The 18,074-nt window shown below is 71.4% G+C and carries 15 protein-coding genes; 8 read left to right on the forward strand and 7 right to left on the reverse strand.

The window, feature by feature from the left end; genetic code table 11:
• Positions 1 to 13 precede the first annotated feature (13 nt).
• Complete coding sequence (locus OG899_RS26405; protein WP_189428075.1) at positions 14 to 487, reverse strand: MarR family winged helix-turn-helix transcriptional regulator; 474 nt, start codon at positions 485 to 487, stop codon at positions 14 to 16.
• 205 nt (positions 488 to 692) lie between these two features.
• Here OG899_RS26405 and OG899_RS26410 point away from each other — a divergent pair, with 205 nt between their 5' ends.
• Entirely contained in the window at positions 693 to 1,670 is a 978-nt protein-coding gene (locus tag OG899_RS26410; RefSeq protein ID WP_168131638.1) for an alpha/beta hydrolase, read from the forward strand.
• Positions 1,671 to 1,841: 171 nt separating this feature from the next.
• Here OG899_RS26410 and OG899_RS26415 read toward each other — a convergent pair whose 3' ends face one another.
• Positions 1,842 to 1,967, reverse strand: coding sequence for a hypothetical protein (locus OG899_RS26415; RefSeq protein ID WP_260604214.1), 126 nt, complete (start codon positions 1,965 to 1,967; stop codon positions 1,842 to 1,844).
• Between the two features lie 1,148 nt (positions 1,968 to 3,115).
• Between OG899_RS26415 and OG899_RS26420 the strand changes: the two genes are divergently transcribed.
• From OG899_RS26420 to OG899_RS26435, 4 genes are all read left to right on the forward strand, one after another.
• Positions 3,116 to 3,898 carry an HAD family phosphatase gene (locus OG899_RS26420; protein WP_125500609.1) on the forward strand — a complete coding sequence of 261 codons (783 nt, stop codon included), beginning with the start codon at positions 3,116 to 3,118 and terminating at the stop codon, positions 3,896 to 3,898.
• A 1,090-nt stretch (positions 3,899 to 4,988) separates the two neighbouring features.
• A complete protein-coding gene (locus OG899_RS26425) occupies positions 4,989 to 5,789 on the forward strand; it encodes a thaumatin family protein (protein ID WP_221886905.1) in 801 nt (266 codons plus the stop codon).
• Between the two features lie 13 nt (positions 5,790 to 5,802).
• The gene (locus OG899_RS26430) at positions 5,803 to 6,657 is read left to right on the forward strand and encodes a glycoside hydrolase family protein (RefSeq protein WP_125500673.1); all 855 of its coding nucleotides are present in this window, start codon (positions 5,803 to 5,805) and stop codon (positions 6,655 to 6,657) included.
• 80 nt (positions 6,658 to 6,737) lie between these two features.
• Positions 6,738 to 7,175: a septal ring lytic transglycosylase RlpA family protein gene (locus OG899_RS26435; protein WP_229814149.1), complete on the forward strand. Its 438-nt coding sequence runs from the start codon at positions 6,738 to 6,740 to the stop codon at positions 7,173 to 7,175.
• A 105-nt stretch (positions 7,176 to 7,280) separates the two neighbouring features.
• On the opposite strand, the gene OG899_RS26440 is transcribed toward OG899_RS26435, so the two are convergent.
• Genes OG899_RS26440 through OG899_RS26455 form a run of 4 tightly spaced genes read right to left on the reverse strand, consistent with a single transcriptional unit; the run spans position 7,281 to position 11,647 of the window.
• Positions 7,281 to 8,222, reverse strand: coding sequence for a hypothetical protein (locus OG899_RS26440; protein WP_168131637.1), 942 nt, complete (start codon positions 8,220 to 8,222; stop codon positions 7,281 to 7,283).
• Positions 8,219 to 8,962, reverse strand: a complete 744-nt coding sequence (locus OG899_RS26445) for an SDR family NAD(P)-dependent oxidoreductase (protein WP_168131636.1) — start codon at positions 8,960 to 8,962, stop codon at positions 8,219 to 8,221. The genes OG899_RS26440 and OG899_RS26445 overlap by 4 nt, the downstream gene beginning before the upstream one ends.
• Positions 8,959 to 10,188, reverse strand: coding sequence for an MFS transporter (locus OG899_RS26450; RefSeq protein ID WP_168131635.1), 1,230 nt, complete (start codon positions 10,186 to 10,188; stop codon positions 8,959 to 8,961). Before OG899_RS26450 ends, OG899_RS26445 begins: the two co-directional genes overlap by 4 nt.
• A 10-nt stretch (positions 10,189 to 10,198) precedes the next feature.
• The gene (locus OG899_RS26455) at positions 10,199 to 11,647 is read right to left on the reverse strand and encodes a radical SAM/SPASM domain-containing protein (protein ID WP_168131634.1); all 1,449 of its coding nucleotides are present in this window, start codon (positions 11,645 to 11,647) and stop codon (positions 10,199 to 10,201) included.
• Between the two features lie 843 nt (positions 11,648 to 12,490).
• On the opposite strand from OG899_RS26455, the gene OG899_RS26460 reads away from it, so the two are divergent.
• The 3 genes from OG899_RS26460 to tpg all read left to right on the forward strand — a co-directional run bounded on the left by OG899_RS26460 (position 12,491) and on the right by tpg (position 16,441).
• On the forward strand, positions 12,491 to 13,153 hold the full coding sequence (locus OG899_RS26460; protein WP_168131633.1) for a hypothetical protein: 663 nt from the start codon (positions 12,491 to 12,493) through the stop codon (positions 13,151 to 13,153).
• A 465-nt stretch (positions 13,154 to 13,618) separates the two neighbouring features.
• A complete protein-coding gene (gene tap, locus OG899_RS26465) occupies positions 13,619 to 15,871 on the forward strand; it encodes a telomere-associated protein Tap (protein ID WP_168131632.1) in 2,253 nt (750 codons plus the stop codon).
• A 12-nt stretch (positions 15,872 to 15,883) separates the two neighbouring features.
• The gene (gene tpg / locus OG899_RS26470) at positions 15,884 to 16,441 is read left to right on the forward strand and encodes a telomere-protecting terminal protein Tpg (RefSeq protein WP_125500663.1); all 558 of its coding nucleotides are present in this window, start codon (positions 15,884 to 15,886) and stop codon (positions 16,439 to 16,441) included.
• 285 nt (positions 16,442 to 16,726) lie between these two features.
• Here the strand turns inward: tpg and OG899_RS26475 are convergent, their stop codons facing one another.
• Entirely contained in the window at positions 16,727 to 18,046 is a 1,320-nt protein-coding gene (locus OG899_RS26475) for a hypothetical protein (RefSeq protein ID WP_168131631.1), read from the reverse strand.
• Between the last annotated feature and the right edge of the window lie 28 nt (positions 18,047 to 18,074).

Raw genomic sequence — 18,074 nt, forward strand, 5'->3', positions numbered from 1 at the left:
TGCGCCGGTGCGCTCAACCGGTGCCGGTGTCGGCGCCGGTGACGTTGGCGGTGAGCCGGCGCAGCAGCGCCTTGGCCGTCCGGTGCTGCTCGGGGGTCAGCCCCATGGCGTCGGCCATCGCCGGGGGGACACGACGCGCGCGGTCCTGCAGCGCCCGCCCTGCGTCGGTCAGGCTCACGACGACCGACCGTTCGTCGTCGGGGTGGCGTCGCCGGATCACGAGGCCGGCCGCCTCCAGCCGTTTGATCAGCGGTGACAGGGTGCTGGACTCCAGCTGGAGGGCGGTGCCGAGGTCGCGCACCGAGGCGGCACCGCGGTCCCACAGCACCAGCATCACCAGGTACTGCGGATAGGTGAGGTCCAGCTCGTCCAGCAGGGGCCGGTACCGGGCCGTGACGGCGCGGGACGCCGCATAGAGGGCGAAACAGAGCTGGTCGTCGAGGAGCAGGGAGTGTTCCTCGGTGGTGCTCTCGGGTTCTGTCGTCATGTCGTTCTCGCCTCTGATCCGCCGTGGAGGGCCTGCCGCGGCTCTCCCGTCTTCACTGTAGTCCACTCATGGCGCATCCGACTCAGTCGTTCCCAAATTAGTTGCGCACAACTAAATCGAGCGCTACATTATCTCCGTGCCCGCCGGAACGGCCGGCACAAACCCGCCGGAGCCACCTGGCCCGGCCTCTATGGAGGAGACTCTGATGAGCGAGAACAACACGACCTTCGGCCCCCGCCCCGTTCTCGAGCCCGCCGCCCGGGAGTTCGCGGAGGCGACCGCCAACCCGCCGTACCTGTTCGACCTCGGTCCGGTCGAGGGCCGCAAGACGGTCGACGAGGTGCAGTCCGGCGAGATCGACAAGCCGGACGTCGACGAGGAGTGGGTGACCGTCCCCGGCGGCCCCACCGGCAGCGTGCGGGCCCGGATCGTCCGCCCGGCCGGCGCCACCGGCACCCTCCCGGTGATCCTCTACATCCACGGCGCCGGCTGGGTGTTCGGCAACGCCCACACCCACGACCGGCTGGTGCGCGAACTCGCCGTCGGAGCGGACGCCGCCGTCGTCTTCCCCGAGTACGCCCTCTCGCCCGAGGCCCGCTACCCGGTCGCCATCGAGCAGAACTACACCGTCGCCCGGTGGATCGTGCAGGAGGGCGCGGCCAAGAACCTGGACGCCACCCGCATCGCGGTCGCCGGCGACTCGGTCGGCGGCAACATGAGCGCCGCCCTGACCCTCATGGCCAAGGAACGCGGCGACGTCCCCCTGGTGCAGCAGGTGCTGTTCTATCCGGTCACCGACGCGAGCTTCGACACCCCGTCCTACCACCAGTTCGCCACCGGCTACTTCCTGCGCCGCGACGGCATGCAGTGGTTCTGGGACCAGTACACCACCGACGAGAGCGAGCGCGCCGAGATCACCGCCTCCCCGCTGCGCGCCACCACCGAGCAGCTCGCCGGCCTGCCGCCGGCGCTGGTCATCACCGCCGAGGCCGACGTCCTGCGCGACGAGGGCGAGGCCTACGCCAACAAGCTCCGCGAAGCCGGTGTGCCCGTCACCGCGATCCGGTATCAGGGCATCATTCACGACTTCGTGATGCTCAACGCGCTGCGCGGAACCCACGCCGCCGAGGCCGCCATCACCCAGGCCATCACCACCCTGCGCGCCGCCTTCCGCACCGCCTGACCCCTGGTGCGCGACCGGCGGCCCCCGCCCGGCTCGGTCACCGTGCGCACCGGTTGTGCACGTCACTGCGCGCACTGCGGCCCGCTCGCAGGCCACACCGTCCAACGGTGGGCCCTGCGAGCGGGCCGCAGGCGTGGTGAAGGAACGTGCCGGAACGGGCGCGCCGGCCGGTCAGATGGAGGCGCCGACCGGTTGTTCCTCCGTCTCGGCGAGATGCGGCTCCGGCGGCTCCCGGCGCAGTCCGCCGGTCAGGACGCACAGATGCACCACGCCCACCACCAGCCACAGATCGAGCACCGGAGTGCAAAGCCGGGTATCGAGGCGGCCGCAGACGCGGCGCGGCAGCACACCGTCGCGGCCCACCCGCGTACATCGGACGGCTGGGTGCTCGCCTGGATCGCGACGCACGAGGCGAGCCCGCCGACGAGCCCGATCGCACGGGTGGCGTTGACCACCGCGGTGAGGCGATCACCACGACCAGCCACCCCTGGACGGGCAGCGCGGGGAACCGCACGTGCACGTACAGGGCCTGGATCAGCCAGGCCGCCATCGGCAGGAAGAGGTGGTCCAGCAGCAGAGCGCCGGGAACCAGGCGTCGTAGCAGATCGACACGCCCACCCGGCCGGACTCGCCCATGTCCACCACCACGAACTGTGTGCCGGGCGTCGTCGTCTCCCATGGGCCTCACGGGCGGATCCCGCGGTACGCGGCCACGCGCCGCCCCTCGGGCGCGTACACCGGCGCGGTGTTGCGGATCGGCCCGTCGTCGCCGCGCTCGTACACGCTGCCGGGTGTCGGCCGGACACCGAGGTCACCGGTCGGCTCGGCGAGCCGACGGTCACGTGGGCCGTCCAGGGGCTCGGCGAGGTCCTCCGGACTGCACCGGCAGGTGCTGCAGGAAGGCGAGGGCAGCGGCGACGTCCGCCTGACCGCCCCCGCCGGCTTCCTGGCACGCGCTTCGTGGCCCTGGAGGACGGCTACGGCATCGACGTCCTGTCGGGTGCCGCCATGCCCAGGACGTCGAGGAACGCCTGCTGCGCCACGCGCGCCCGGTCACCGGGGTCACCGACGGCGGTGATCCGGCCGGACAGCCGGCGGCGACCCCGGCACCTGCCCCGAACAGTGCGCAGCACCGGTAGCCCCGCCGCGGTGCTGCGCCGTGTGGGGTACCGGGCGGGGTCACCCACACGTGCGTATTGCGTTGGTAAACGTCCATCGGATCGGTAAGTGGAGCGTACCGTTCGAGGTGTTGACGGTTCCGGATGCGTGCAGGAACGCCGCCGTCGACCGCGTGCGACCGCCGTGTCCGGCAACCGGACACGGCCGCCTGCGGAGTCCCGCTTCACTGAAGTGAAGGATCTCTCAGCAGGCGCTCCCCTCGACCATGACCGGTGGATCCAGTCGGCCTACCCGGCGGTTCCGCCCCGTGCCAGAACGGCAAGCCCATGACCCGAATCCCCGCGCTGGACCCTGACTGGACACCTGAAGCCGTTGTCTTCGACTGCGACGGCACCCTGATCGACTCCGAGCAGCACTGGCAGCGAGCCCGTGCGATCGTGCTGCGTGCCTTCGGCCACGCCCCCGACGAGGAGTTCGCGCAACGCGCCAAGGGCCTGCACTACCGGGACTGCGGCGCCCTGATGGCCGAGCTCGTCGGCGCCCCCGAGCACACCGAGGACATGACGCAGCAACTGCTCAGCGCCTTCCGCTCCCTGGTCGCCCGGGAGGCGGTGACCACACCCGGCGCCCGCGAACTGGTGTGGACACTGCAGCGGGTCGCGCCGCTGGCCGTGGCCAGCAACTGCCCCGAGGACGTCGTCCGGTTCTCCCTCGAGTCGGTGGACTTGCTCAAGTACGTCCGGCACATCGTCGTCCCGGACGACTCCATCCGCCCCAAACCGCACCCCGACACCTACGCCGAAGCCGTGCGCCGCCTCGGTGTGCCCGGCAGCAACGCCCTGGCCTTCGAGGACTCGGTCAACGGGATGAAGGCCGCGGTGGCCGCGGGCCTGCGGGTCGTCGGACTGGGACCGCGCCCCGCGACGCAGGACGCCGACCTCGCCGAGCTGTGGGTGGACTCGCTCGACGATCCGGCCCTGGTGGACTGGGCGGCAAGCCGTCCCACGGCGCGTGCCGGCCGCCCGGAGACCCCGGCGGGCGACACGGCCGACGCGAAGGTCCCCAGGCCGGGCGGCCCCACCCGCCAGGATCCGGCAGGCACCTCCTGAGAGCGCCCGCAGCGCATCCCGTCGCATCCAAGGGCGTCCGGCAGGAGGCTCGCCCGCGACGACGCGATGACGCGTGCGGAAACACCTGATGCGCCGGTGGCGACGGCCGCACGGACAGCACAGCGCCACCCGGGCAGCTGTGCATGCCGCCCCGCGCAACCAGGGTTTCGGGGGCGCACGTCGCCGGCCTTCTCCGTGTCACACGTTCCCCGTGCACGCGGGGTGCTCCGCTCGTCACCAGGGTGGTACGGACGGAGCGAACGTGCACCCCGCGCATGCGGAGGTGGGCCGGCGGCACACGATGCCGACCGGTGGTACGTCATGTGCTCCCGCGCACGCGGGACCGCTCGAGCCCGCCCCCCGCGCGCAAGCACAGCGAGCCGGTGCTCCCGGCGCGAACGCGGGCGGTCCCGGCGTGTGCTGAACGGGTGTGCGCACCTCCGGCTGTCGGCCGAGCTGCCGTGCACCGCCACGCATACCGCCCCGCTCCCGGCCGGGAGGCCGACGAGTCCACGTTCCGGCCGGGACGCCGACAGGCCCACGTTCCCGACTGACGGAGCCACAGGTTTCCGGAGGATCGGACACGTTTCCCGGCGATACGCGCAAACCATCACAGGGCGGCACACGTCACCTCAGCCGAGCGGGCCGCGACCGGCCGGGACCGCCATGCCCGGCCCTCCGCGCACCGAGGCGCTGTCTTGCGTCCGCCTCGCAGCGCCGGAACCGGGCATGGGACGGGCCGATCGACCTCCTTCCCGGACACCTGCCCGAGGGCCGCACGGTCGCCCCGGGCGCCCCGCGCGGCCCCTGACGAGCGGCGCAGCGGACGCCTCGCGCATGTGGCATACGGGCACACCGGGCGGTCGGTCTGTGGCCGTTCGGACACCTGACGAGGTGTTCGGCCGCCGGTCGATGACCGGTTTCCCATCGAACTGAGGCTCGGGGATTGACATCTGAGAGCGCTCTCGCTGTCATGTCCTCGCCGGATTCGGCGGTCGGAAGCGATGCTCGACGATGGCGTCCGCAGTCTCCTGCTCCGTGCCCGCCCGCCGGTCACCCCCCACTTCCACACGCCTTCCACGGAGGAGTCGTGCGCAAAATCCTGACCACGCTCGCGACGGCGGCCGCCGCAGCCCTGGTGGCAGTGGCGGCCCACACGGGCGCCGCGGCCCAGGGCGGTGAGGACACCGCCCGGGCGGCCGAGCGAGCCGTGCCGGCCGCGGCCGTGGCGATCGACCACACGGTCACATTCGTCAACAGCACCGGCCGGACCATCTGGGTCGGCAGCGAAGTCAACGCCGACGGCTCGAAGAACCTGTCCGGACTGCCGGTGCTGCAGCCCGGGCAGTCCGCCACCGTCACCATCCCGGAGACGTCCGACCCCGGCCACTGGCGCGGCAAATTCTTCGCCCGCATGGGCTGCTCCGGCGAATCCGGCAGCACCTTCCACTGCGATCTCGGCGACTGCGGCACGTACGCGGACCACTGCGAGACCGCTGAACAGCCCGTCAGCCTGGCGGAGTTCAACTTCGACAGCGCCGACGGCCTGGCGCCCTGGTACAACGTGAGCTACGTCAACGCCTTCTCGGTGCCCATCACCATCACGCCGGTCGACGTCGGCCCCGGCGGCGGTGGCTGCGGCGTCGTGGGATGCCCGGAGAACCTCCTGCCCTACTGCCCGCCCGAGAACCTCAGCCACTGGCCCGACGGCACGCCGAAGCTGTGCACGAACCCCAACCGGGACGCCAAGACCTCGTACAGCGACATGATCGCCACCCACTGCCCCAAGGCGTACGGCTGGTCGCGGGCGGACCAGGAGCCCGGCAACCAGGTGATGCAGCAGTGCAGCACCTGCTCCGGCTTCATCGTCGAGTTCCACGCCGGCGCGTGACGGGAGGACGACGTTGCGACGCATACGTCTGCTGACCGTCCTGCTGGCAGCGCTGGCCCTGTTCAGCGTGGGCGGCACCGCAGGAGCGGCCACCAGCACGCAGACCGCACAGGCGACCTCCCAGGGCGTCACCGACGTGAAGAAGAAGGGCGTCAGCGCCTGGAACTTCGACGGCGTCACCGACGCACTGCGCGACTCCCAGGTTGGCTGGTACTACGACTGGGCCACCGATCCGCAGGGCATCTCCACCCCGTCCGGTGTGGAGTTCGTCCCCATGATCTGGGGCTCCGGCGCCGTGAACGACGCCGACCTCGCCCGTGCCCGCGCAAGCGGCACCACCCTGCTCGGCTTCAACGAACCCGACCTGCCCGGACAGGCCGACATGCCCGTCCAGCAGGCACTGGACCTGTGGCCCCGGCTGCAGGACACGGGGATGCGACTCGGCGCACCGGCCGTCGCCTACGGCGGCGACACCCCGGGCGGCTGGCTCGACCAGTTCATGCAGGGCGCCCAGGCACGCGGCTACCGCGTCGACTTCATCCCCCTGCACTGGTACGGCGCCGACTTCGACCCGACCCGCGCCACCGAGCAGCTGCGGTCGTACATCCAGGCCGTGTACGACCGGTACCACAAGCCGATCTGGCTGACCGAGTACGCCCTGATCGACTGGTCCACCGGTACCGCGCGCTATCCCAGCCAGGACCAGCAGGCCGAGTTCGTCCGGCAGTCCACCGCGATGCTCCAGCAGCAGTCCTTCGTGGAGCGCTACGCCTGGTTCACCCTGTCCACCAGCCGTGGCGACGGCACGGGCCTGTACGACGGCGCGACGGCCACCACGGTGGGCGCCGCCTACCGCTCTGCCGGCTGAGCACGACAGCGCCGGCCGCGCCCGATCGGGTGCGCACGAACCGATTCCACTCACACCACAGCAAGGAGACGAGGAAACCCATGCGCCGTATGCGTCCCGCAGTCCGCGTCGGTGCGGCGGCTGCCGCCGTGTGCGCGATGGTGGCCGTCGCGGCCCCGGCCGGCGCCGCCGAGAGCGCGCCCGCGAGCCAGGCCGCCGAAACCTGCTGGGCCACCCACTACGGTCCCCAGCCTGCCGGTGCCCTGACCGCGAGCGGTGAGCTGTTCGACAACAACGCCGACACCGCGGCCACCTCCCTGACCCGGGACCCGCAGCTGCCGTTCGGCACCCTGGTCCGGGTCACCAACGTCGCCAACGGCGCCTCGCTGGTCGTCCGCATCAACGACCGCGGAACCTTCCAGCAGACGCCCGACTCGCCCAAGTGCCTGGACCTGACCGACGGCGCGTTCAGCCGGCTCGGCGGTGTGCTCAACCCCGACCAGGGGCACATCGTCGTGACCCAGGAGGTTCTCGGCTGAGACCGGCCGGTGCAGCGACCTGACGCCGCCCGGCGGGAGGAGCCTGCTCCCCTCCCGCCGGGCGGTTCGCCGTCGTCACGGCCAGTTCTACGGCGGGTTCCGGCATCACCCCGGCCGGCGGGGCCCGCGCGCACCGGTTGCCGCAGGAACACCGAGCTGCTGCGCCCTGTGCACCTCCTCGACGACCCCGGCGAGGAAGGCGGCGATCACCTCGGCAGTGGTGGCCGCATCCACCATCTCCACACGCCTGCCGCCGAGCAGCTCGTGAGCGGTGGTGAGCATCCCGGACGGATCGCCGGCCCCGTCGGCGATCCAGGCGCCCATCGCCTCCCGGATCGACCGGCGTGCCTGCTCAACCCCGTCCCAGCGGAACATCGGGAGCTCAAGGGTGAACACCGGGATGCCGAGCACCCGCGGCAGGAACACGCCCGCGGCCTCCTGGCCGTGGACGCCGAGACGGGCGGCCGGGAACCAGGCGTACGTGCGAGCGCCGATGCGTCGTGTCCAGCCGGGCCGTTCCAGGGTGCCCGAGGGGAAGCCGTCCGTCTCCAGCAGCCGCCGCTCGGCGAACGGGCGGGGCCGGTCGGCATACAGGTAGGGGAACCGGGCGAAGGGGTCGTTGTGCAGCAGCACCAGCGCGGACGGCTCCGCCGCGCGCACCGCGCGACGCAGCGTGTCGGCGCGGCGTTGGGCCGAGGTGTGCGGCACGACGGCCCCGTGGGCGAACTCGACCTGGTCCCGCAGGGCGGGCAGCCGCCCGAGGGCGAGAAACTCGGTCAGTTCGCACGGCAGCGGGAACCGGGCGTCCGGCTCGGGCGGCTCGATGGGCCCCAGCAGCCACAGCCTCCCGAACCGGGCGGCCAGCTTCTTGGCGACGGGAAGGACGGCGCTGCCGAGCGGTTCGTTGGCATGCGGCAGCAGTCCGATCGCGATGCCGGGGCCGCCCGAGCCGTACTGCGTCACGGTGAAGTCGTCGCCGTCCGGCCAGCTGTAGGAGGGGACCGGACCGGTCGGCGCGCTCGGACCGGGTGTGCCGACGGTGCTCACCAGATGCTGTACCCGCCGTCGACGACCAGGACGTGCCCGGTGACATGATCGGACATCCGCGAGGACAGGAAGATCAGCGGGCCGTCGAGCGCGTCCGCGCGGCCGACGCTGCCATGGGGCATGAACCGCTTGGTGAACGCCCGGCCGACCTCGGAGGCGAAGTAGTCCGCGTTCTTCGGCCCTTCCAGGTAGCCGGGAGCCAGCACGTTCGCCTGCACGTGGCGTGGCGCATACTCCAGAGCGATGCTGCGGGTGAACCCGATCAGCGCGGCCTTGGAGGCGCTGTAGGCGGCGACCGTCGGCACCGGGTGCAGGGCGAGCACCGTCGACACGTTGATGATCTTCCCGTGTCCGCGGCGTCCCATGCGCGGGGCGAGCAGCCGGCACAGGCGGGCCGCAGGACGCAGGTTGGTGTCGAGCATCGCGTCGAGGACATCGTCGCCGGTGTCGGCGAGCGTCTTGGAGCAGCCGGCCCCGACGTTGTTGATGAGGACGTCGACCTCCGGCCAGTGCAGGGCGGCCTCCTCGCAGAACTCCGGGTCTGCGAGGTCACCGGTGACGAAGTCGGCGAGCGAGCCGGCCGCCTGCAGGTCCTTCAGCGGCTGCTCGTTGCGGTCCACGCCCAGCACCTCGGCCCCGGCCGCGGTGAGCGCGGCGGCCGCGGACCGGCCGACGGTGCCCGCCGCGCCGGTGAGCAGAACTCGGGTTCCGTGCAGGGACCACAAGGAAGTGTCGGTCACGCGGCCTCCTCGGCGGTCATGCGGTCTTCTTTCCTCCGGGCGGCCACTTCGGGCCCGTCGCCCCGGTGAAGCCGTTCCGTCATGGTGATCCCGGCCCCGAGCAGCAGCACCGTGCACAGCACGGCCAGCCCCGTCGGGCGAAGCGTGTCGGTGAGCAGCCCGAGCACGGGGGCCAGCACGGCGAATCCGACGCTGGCGGTGGTGGTGACCACGCTCATGGCGCTCGCCTCACCCCAGCTGCCCAGATCGGCCATGGTCTGGGCACGGAACCGCGGCACCAGGCGGGCCTGCCCTGCCTGCACCAGCACACCCGCCAGCAGGGCGGCCGCCGCATACGGCAGGACGAACAGCAAGGCGCCGACCGCTGCCAGCACCACCGTGATCCGCAGGTTCCACGAGCCGGGCAGCAGATAGCCGACGCCGGCCGCGGCCAGGGAGATCACCGCCGTCGCCGCGCCCGTCAGATGCTCGTCGATCCCGGACGCGACCAGGTAGGCGGGCACCAGATAGAGCAGGACGGAGAACGCGGTGCCGGTCAGCACCATCGCCAGCAGATCCAGCCGCAGCGACCGTGACTCCTGCAGCGCGGCGCGCAGACGCCGCAGCCACGTGCGAGGAGTGAGCCGGTCCGCGGCGTCGGCGAAGGAGGTCCGCGCGTCCGGCAGCGTGCACAGCAGCACCACGGCGAACAACTGCACCACTGCGGTGGCCAGGAACGTGGTCGCGAAACCCTTCAGGGACAGCAGGCTGGCCAGCGCGAACACGGCCGCGTTCCAGCCCAGACTGGAGGACTGCAGGATCCGTTCGGCGCGTTCGAACCGTTCCGGCTGCCCGCCCTCGCGCAACAGCGCCCCGGCCAGACCGGAGTCGGCACCCTGGGTCAGCGCCAGCGCCAGCGCGAACAGCGGCTGCACCGACCAGAACACAGCAGGGTGCGCCGTGAGGGCGAGCAGCAGTGCCGCCGCCGCCTCGGCGCTCGCGCCGATGATCAGCGCCTGCCGGGGGCCGATCCGGTCGGCGATCACGCCCACGGGCACGTCCACGACCACGACCAGCGCGGAGAAGAACGCCTCGACAGCGAGCAGGGTGCCCAATGACACCCCGATGTCCCGCGCATACAGGACGATGAACGGGACGAAGAAGTAACTGCGCAGCAGCACCCGGGCGGCGAGCAGACGGCGGTAGCCGCGCGGCCACCGCCGGTCCGGCAGACGGTCGGAGGTCATACCGGTCATCTCACCGTCCCGCGGGGCTCAGCGCGTCCCAGCTGCCGGGCTCCGCCTGCTCCAGCCAGATCAGTTCCTCGTAGATCCGCTTGTAGTAGGAGCAGTGCTCCGACTCGCGGTCCAGTCGCTTGAAGTGGGTGTAGCTCTTGTGCACGCATCCGCCGTGGCACAGCTGCTTCCAGGTGCAGCGGGAGCATTCAGGGATCTCCTCGACATGTCGCTCGCGCAGCTTCTGCACCACCGGGCTGGTGTCGATGGCCTCACGCACCGAGGTGTCCGCCAGGTTGCCGATGACGAACTCGGGCTTGCCGACCATCTCCTCGCACGGGTACAGATCACCGTTGACGTCCACGGTGATCATATTGACGCCGGCGCCGCAGGGATTGCGCATGCACATGTACTCACGACGGAACGAACGCAGCGACCCCAGTTCCCCGGCGATGAGATTGGCGAGCGGCACGACCGGCTCTCCGCGACGGCCGAGGGCAGCGACGTGTTTCACCACGCGGAGATAGGCCTCGAAGTACCGGTCGCCGGTCAACCAGTCCTTCTCGTCCGCCTTGCCGGTCTTGAACACCGGCAGGAAACGGATGCTCTGCACACCGAGGGCGGCCATCGAGTCGTACATCTCGACGATGCGATCGGTGTTGCCGATGTGCACGACGCAGACGGCGTGCACGGGCACCCCGCGGTCCTGCAGCCGCCGGATCCCGGAGACGACACCCCGGTACGAGCCCTTTCCTCCGCGGTCCACCCGGAACTCGTCGTGGGTCTCCTCGGTGCCGTCCAGCGACACCCGGACGGAGAAACGGTGCTCGGCGAGGAAGTCGCAGATCTTCTCGCTCAGGTAGTAGCCGTTGGTCTGGATGGAGAAGGCGGCCCGCTTGCCCGCCTTCGCATAGACCTCCTCGGCGTACCGGGTCACCGCCTCGATGTCCGGCATCGCCATCGTCGGCTCGCCGCCGTGGAACTCGAAACCGGTGAAGGCGGTGGGCAGCCGCACCATGTCGTCGACCGCCTTGCACATGTGCTCCCGCGTGAGCCGCTCCGGGGGTACGCCGTCGTCGATGGTGTAGCAGTAGGTGCAGGCCAGGTTGCACCAGTTGTGGACATGGAAGACGGCCAGCACCGGGTACGTGTTGTGCGCCGACTTCGGCGCGACGATCTGCAGACTCTCGCTGCGGCTGCTGGACGTACCGTAGGCGATGCCGTCCAGCGACAGGAGCCCGCGCCGGAACAGCTCCATCACGCAGTCCCGGGGCACGCTTCGTTCGATCTCGCCGAGCGGCAGAGGACGTGCACCGTTCACGCGGTGCAGCAGACCGAGCGTGCCGGCGTCGTCGGTGACCGTCCAGCCGGCGGTGCCCGGCGCCACCACCAGGGTCTTGCCGTCACGTTCGATGAACCTCAGTTCGTCGGTCGCCGCAACGCTCGTGGCGGGCCCCAGGGACAACTGCACGATCCACAACTCCTCAGCAGCGACGACGGATCCGGCGCGGTGGCCGGAAATGATGCGGGGTGCGGGCTGACATCGCGGGACGGACGGATGCCCGCCCGTCCCGCGACGTGAAGGATCAGGTGGCCACCCACGCGTCGGCCACGGTCTCCTCCTCCTGGGGGATCTCCACGGTCTCCTGCATCGTCAGCACCTCCCCTCCCCATGGGCCGGGCACCACCCGGCTGACGAACCCGGGCGGGTTTCGACGTAAGAGAGAACAGCACGCCTTCGCGGCACACAAGACCTGCTCGGTGCCGCAGCCCTCCCGACGGTGGCGCGAATCGTTCGGTGCTCGACTCCCGTTCCGTCGTTCAGGCAGCTGACGTCCGAAAGACGACCGGGGCCCATTCGGCCGGTGTGACCGAAAATCCCCGGTTGAGTAATGCGGAGGTAAAGGACAATGCTCTGATTCGGGTGGCATGGAGGTGAAATTGGGCGGCGGCAGTGGTTCCGCTCCCTGTCCCGCGGACGACGTGTGCGACAGCGGGCACGTGCCGTTTTCGTCGGCCGGAGAGGGTGGCCCAGGTCGCAGCCGCCGGCCATGAAGCCCCTGATCGAATCCTTTCTCCCAGCCCGCGGTTCCCCCGCGGCGGCGAGAGTCACAGGCCGAACCTCCACGACACCTTCCCACGGGGATAGCAGGCGCAATTCCCGGGGAATCACCGCTCAGTGAAGGCAACGGGGTGCAAGCGGGACTGGTACAAGGGACGGCTGCCCGTCTGGATTCGCGGGCTGGTCGTCCTGGTGATCGGGTGGGCAGTTTTTCTCTGCGGTCAGCAGGTCGCCGATGGATACAGGGCGACCATGGCGTACCGCGACGCGCCGGTCTGCGACGTCGGGGACCGGGGAGGGAACGGAAACGACAGCGTGGCGTGCGTGCGGCTCGAGACCGGCATGGTGCTCGACCGCTGGACGAGCTGGGAATGCACCTCCAACGGCACGAGTCACGACGGTGGTAGGACGTGCACGACGTACCACGAGATCAAGATCGAGTGGCCCGACGGGGCGGACTGGCTGAGAGTGCCGTCGCACATGTACGACCAGGCCAAGAAGGGCGACCGCGCCGAAGTCCGTCTGTGGCGGGGCGAGGTCGTGGGGGTGGAGGTACGTGGCCGCGACCACTCTTACCCACCGTCCTCACAAACCAGCGTCCTGGTGGGGATCGCGCTGAGCTTCCTGGGCCTGCTGGTGGGAGTCTGGGGAGCGGTCAGCGGACGGCTCTCCGACCTCTTCGCGTTCCCGAACTGGGGATGGCCGATGGTGGCCTTCGGCGTCGGAGGCATCGGTAGCCTGGCGCTGTTCGGCGGACACCCTGTGGCATGGGGCATCGCGATCCTGTGGACGGGGTTCATGGTCTACTGGGTCGTGGGGGCCTGGGAGGTGACGGGCCGTTCGGGCCGGCTCGCTCGGCGCACGAGCTCTCTCCTGCGGTTGCCGAGGCGGCGACGACGTCGACGGACGTGTTGAGGACGCACACGGCACGTTGCGTGCGGGCCACTGCTGACGCTTGCTCTCGTGGCGCCGGACATGTCACGTTCCGAGAGCGTCGCCACCGTCCAGGGCACGGGCAAGGCACGGCCTGTCGTCGCTGCCGTCAGCTGCTTGACCGACCACGGCCGGTACGTCACCTGGCTCAAGGACTGGCATCCGTCGGGCGACGTCGTCCCTACCGCCGGGATCCACCCTCCGGGACTGCCGTTCGACAGCACCTGGCCCGCTCCGGACAGCTGGGCGCTCCGGCACTCCGACACTCCGGCGCCTCGGTACCGGGCGGCTCGCCATGCTGCCGGTCACCCTCTCCGCCCCGCCCCCAGGCTCTGGCGGGTGCCGGTTGCACCCGCGGCCACCGGCACGCCTTGTGCGTGGCTTGTACGGTGAATACACGCCAGGTGTGCGTGTCCGGGGGATAGGGTGTTGGCCGGGAGGTGTGGGATGTCGGAGTTGTTCGATGCGGTCGATGCGCTGGTCGCGTCTCGCTCGCCGTTGCCGCCTGCTGCGGAGCGTAAACGGCTGCGGCAGGCTCACGGGCTGACTTTGGAGGAGGTGGCTTCCGCGCTGAAGGTGCGCCGGGCCACGGTGTCCGCCTGGGAGTCGCTGAAGAAGCCCACGGAGCCGCGCGGTCCGGAGCGGGAGGCGTACGCGCGGCTGCTGAACAAGCTCGCCGAGCTCTACCCCGCCCCTGCGCCACCGGCACAGGTCCCATCGGCGCCGGCACCCGCCGTCCCCGCCGGGCCGCAGACCGCACCGGGGGAACAGGGCCCCGCCCCCGCGACCCCGGCCCCGGCCGGCACCCCCCAGACCCCCGTTCCTGCCCCGCCTACGGCTCCTGGCCCGGCTTCGGAAGCCGCTGCGGCCTCCGGCACCCGCCCGCAGTGCACCACCGGCAGGCCGCCCGCGCCGCGCCGCCCGCGTGCGCAGGCGGCCCCGGCCCCGGCCGCCACCCCGGCGGAGGGCACGGATCCGCGGTTCGCCAACGGCCCGCTCGCCGTCGTCGACGCCGGCACCGACGGCACCGTGCTGGCCTGCTGCACCGGCGGCCTGATCCTGGACGTGCCCGCCAGGACCCTGCCGGCTCTTGTCGACTGGGCCCTGAAGGACGCCCGGCTCGGGCAGCCGAGACTGTCCGGGGCGGGCAAGGATGCCGACCCTCTGCTCGTGCTCACCGAGGCCGCCTTGCGGTACTACGGCCTGCCGGTCGTGCTGACGGACGAGCAGCGGCTTGCCGGGCGCCTTCCCGACGACCACAAGGTGGTCAAGCAGCTGGCCCGTGCGGACTGGAAGCTGACGAAGCGCGGGTTCGGGCCGTGGGCCAGGATCTACCGGCCGGCCACGGGCGCACAGCGGCAGTGCGTGCAGCTGTGCATCCCCTCCTGGCACGCACTCGACGCCCGCCACTGGGGCCATGCCGCACAGCTGCCACCGGCCGAACTCGCCCGCGTGCTGGGCGTGTACGCGTCCCGGGTGATGACCCCGTGCGGCTCGACCGCGGTGACGGGCCTGGAACTGATGACCGCGCTGCACCCTCCGACCCGCGCCTCCCGGCCGGACGCCGACGGCAGACGGCACTCCGAGCACAACCCCGGCAGCCTGGGCACGGAACCGGTCGACCCGGCGCCGTGCGAGGCCCCCGACGGCCATCCGCTCCTGGCGCACCTGCCGCGCTTCCACGTCCGCGGCCCGTCGGAGAAGCTGTTCGAGGAGGCCTACGACTGGGCACGGCCGATGACCGACGACGAATGCCGACACCGCCACCTGGTGGGCATCGACGTCAATCTGGCCTTCGCCGCCGGTGCCAACGGTCTGACCGTCGGCCTCGGTGCCCCCACGCACGTGAAGAACCCGGAGTTCGACCCGAAACTGCCCGGCTCCTGGCTGGTCGACCTCTCCCACGTCGACCTGTCGAAGGTGAAGATCGGCAAGCAGTGGGCGGAACTGGACGGCTCCCTGCTGCCCTCCCCGTTCACCCCGAAGGGAGACCGCCCCGAGGGCCCCGCCTGGTATGCCACCCCGACCGTCGCCTACGCGGTCGAGCTGGGCTACGAGGTCCGCCCGATCGAGGCCTACGTCCGCCACGACCACGGCCGCTACCTGGACGCCTGGTACCAGCGGCTGCGCGACGCCTATCTCGCCACGATGGCCGACCTCGGCATCCGCGCCGACATGGACCCGGCCGACTTCCTCACCGCGATGGACCGCTACCAGGACCGCGACCCGGAACTGGCCCTCGTCGTCTCCGCGATCAAGGCCACGGTCAAGGGCGGCATCGGCAAACTGCGCGAACGCCCCCGCGGCGAGGGATGGCGGCCCGGCCGTCCGTGGCGCGCCCTGTCCCGGCCCACCTGGCGCCCGGACATCCGCGCGGCCGTCATCTCCCGCACCCGGATCAACCTGCACCGCAAGATCCTCAAACACGCCGCGGCCACCGGACAGTACCCGGTCGCGATCCTGTCCGACTGCGTCGTCTACGCCTGCGACAGCCCCACCCCGCTGGACCTCCTCCACCCGGGCGGCGCGCCGGTACCCGGCGGGTTCAAGCTCGGCGTCAACCCCGGCCTGGTCAAACACGAAGGCACTCAGACCGTCCTGTGGGGCGAAGAGGTCCGCGAGCGCTTCGACGCGCCGGAACTCAACCTCGCCCGCTACATCAAGGACGGCACCGTCACCGACGCCGACAGCGGAGAGTAGGAGAGGCTGACGATGGGCCTGTTCGACGACGGCCTGGACGCCGCCGTACGCAAGGCGTTCACCCGTCCTGTGCCCAAGAGTGCACCGGCGCAGATGCGCTACCTGGTCCGGCAGCTGAAGGGCACCCGGGCGGTCGCCGAACTGCTCGGCGTCTCCCGGCGCACCGTCGAACGCTACGTCAAGGACCAGATCCGCACACCCCGCCCCGACCTCGCCGCCCGCCTGGAACGCGAAGTCACCGCGCGCTGGCAGCCGCGGGTGCGGGCACGCGCCCGGCAGCAGGCGGCCACCACCGGCGGGATCGTCATCGACACCCGCGCCCGCATCGGCTACACCGCCCCCATCGGCACCACCGACGACGCCCGCCTCCGCCACCTGACCGTCGCCCTCCCGCCCCGCTGGGCCGCCCGCCTGTTCGACGCCCAGGAGGCCGGGGCGGGGGAGCGGCAGTTGCAGCAGATCGCCGCCGAGGGCCTGAAGGAGATCTACTTCCAGGACGACGGCCGTCGCGCGGGCAGCCTGGAGGAGGTCCGCTTCACCGACGTCGAGCACGTCGAGTTCGAGCTGTAGCAGCGGGCTGCTCGAAGACACCTGTCCGACCCCGACTCGGTGCCGACCGCCTGCGACCATGACCGGGGCTCGCGCACCCTGCTCACCGCCTACCGCTCCTGAGCGGGCATGTCAGCTCCTCCGCACACGGCGACTCGAACGGACGTCTGAGGTCCGCATGTGCCCCGCTTGCGGATACGCAACCGGTGCCGGCGCGGGAGAGGGCGGTGGGATGCGCGGCGCCGCTCGACGGGCCGAGGTGCCGCGGTCGCGGCAGGCGGCGACGCCGACGGTGTTCGGCGGGAATCACAGGTGGCCGACCACGGCCGAGCTGTCCGGCCAGAGCCAGTTCACCGGGGCGTACCGCTTCTTCAGCGCGGTGCGCTCACGCCCGTAGCTCTTCAGCGCGGCCTCCACCGCCGGCGCCAGTCCGTCGAGGTCCTGAGGCACCGGTACGCGCAGCACCAGGTGCTGCTTGCGGTGGGCGAGGAGCAGCTCGCCGGCGGGGCTGCACTCCAGCAGCTTGAAGTGGACGAGGGGCTTGAACGGCTTGTCCGCAGTCGGTATCCGGGCCCGCAGCACCCCGTCGGCGGTCCAGGCGTACAGGCCGTAGCGGTTGAGGTGGAAGGCGCGGCCGCGGTACGGGTCGGCGACCACGGTGAAATTCAGACCGGTGAACGGGCTGTCCTCGTAACGGTGCAGGCCGCCCAGGCGGCCCCGCAGCCCCCCGCCGTCGTCGACCAGGGCGAAGCTGAACTCCTGACCCCGGTTGCCCGAGCGGTACATGGCGCCGAAGACCGGGACGACGAACAGGTCGTCGCCGAGCGCTGCCGGGCGGCTCATCGAGGAGTCGAGGTAGCCGTGCAGGCTTCCGCTGGTCCCGGTGAGCTCCGACAGGGCCTGCGTCAGCGAGGGCGAGGGCCGGTTGCCGCGCCACACCGGCGCGTCGCCGTACCGGACGTGCGTGTGACGGTCGGCGTCGCCCTGGCGGTCGGTACGCGCGTCCAGGGTGGCGACGGCGTGCAGTACGGGCTTGTGGCCCGTGCCGAGGGTGGTGCCGGGTCCGGACACGGCGACGATGTTGGGGCGGGCGCCGGCCCAATTGCTGATCCCGTACTCGGAGACCATGCACAGCAGCCGGCCCGCGGGAGTCACGGCGATCGACGCGGCGAACGGGTCCTCCCGGCAGTCCTCTTGCCTCGTCAAGCTCCAGGGCATCGGCCAGGAGACGAGGACCTCGTCGAGGTCCGGGGACAGCAGGTGGGTGCTGCCGGGCGGGGAGCTGACGGCGATGGCGCCGTCCGGGAGAACGGCCAGGGTCGCCTCGGAGGACTCCGGTAGGACCGACGGGGCACCGCCCGGCACCGCCTGTCCGAACACGGCGCAGGCGGTCGGTGTTCCGTCGGTGGTGCAGCGGGTGATCAGCTGGTAGCCGAAGTCCTGCTCGGCCGGGTCGGCCGAGCCGTCCGCGTGCGCGCCGCAGCGGCGCAGGCCGCTGAGCACATACGTCTCGCCGGCTGCCGTCGCCACGGCGTGGTCGACCCGGAAACCCCACCCTGCGCTCGCGGGGTCGAGGCGGTGGACACTCAGCAGGGACGCGGGAACAGTGGCCGGTAGCAGGGTCATGAGGACATCATCTGCCCTGCCACTGACA

It is taken from the genome of Streptomyces thermoviolaceus, assembly GCF_045209695.1.
Taxonomy (GTDB): domain Bacteria; phylum Actinomycetota; class Actinomycetes; order Streptomycetales; family Streptomycetaceae; genus Streptomyces; species Streptomyces thermoviolaceus.

Coding starts and splice junctions, on each gene's coding strand:
- OG899_RS26475 (WP_168131631.1), bottom strand. CDS start 18,046: ATGACCCTGCTACCGGCCACTGTTCCCGCGTCCCTGCTGAGTGTCCAC.
- OG899_RS26460 (WP_168131633.1), top strand. CDS start 12,491: ATGGCGTACCGCGACGCGCCGGTCTGCGACGTCGGGGACCGGGGAGGG.
- OG899_RS26405 (WP_189428075.1), bottom strand. CDS start 487: ATGACGACAGAACCCGAGAGCACCACCGAGGAACACTCCCTGCTCCTC.
- OG899_RS26450 (WP_168131635.1), bottom strand. CDS start 10,188: ATGACCTCCGACCGTCTGCCGGACCGGCGGTGGCCGCGCGGCTACCGC.
- tpg (WP_125500663.1), top strand. CDS start 15,884: ATGGGCCTGTTCGACGACGGCCTGGACGCCGCCGTACGCAAGGCGTTC.
- OG899_RS26435 (WP_229814149.1), top strand. CDS start 6,738: ATGCGCCGTATGCGTCCCGCAGTCCGCGTCGGTGCGGCGGCTGCCGCC.
- OG899_RS26410 (WP_168131638.1), top strand. CDS start 693: ATGAGCGAGAACAACACGACCTTCGGCCCCCGCCCCGTTCTCGAGCCC.
- OG899_RS26420 (WP_125500609.1), top strand. CDS start 3,116: ATGACCCGAATCCCCGCGCTGGACCCTGACTGGACACCTGAAGCCGTT.
- tap (WP_168131632.1), top strand. CDS start 13,619: ATGTCGGAGTTGTTCGATGCGGTCGATGCGCTGGTCGCGTCTCGCTCG.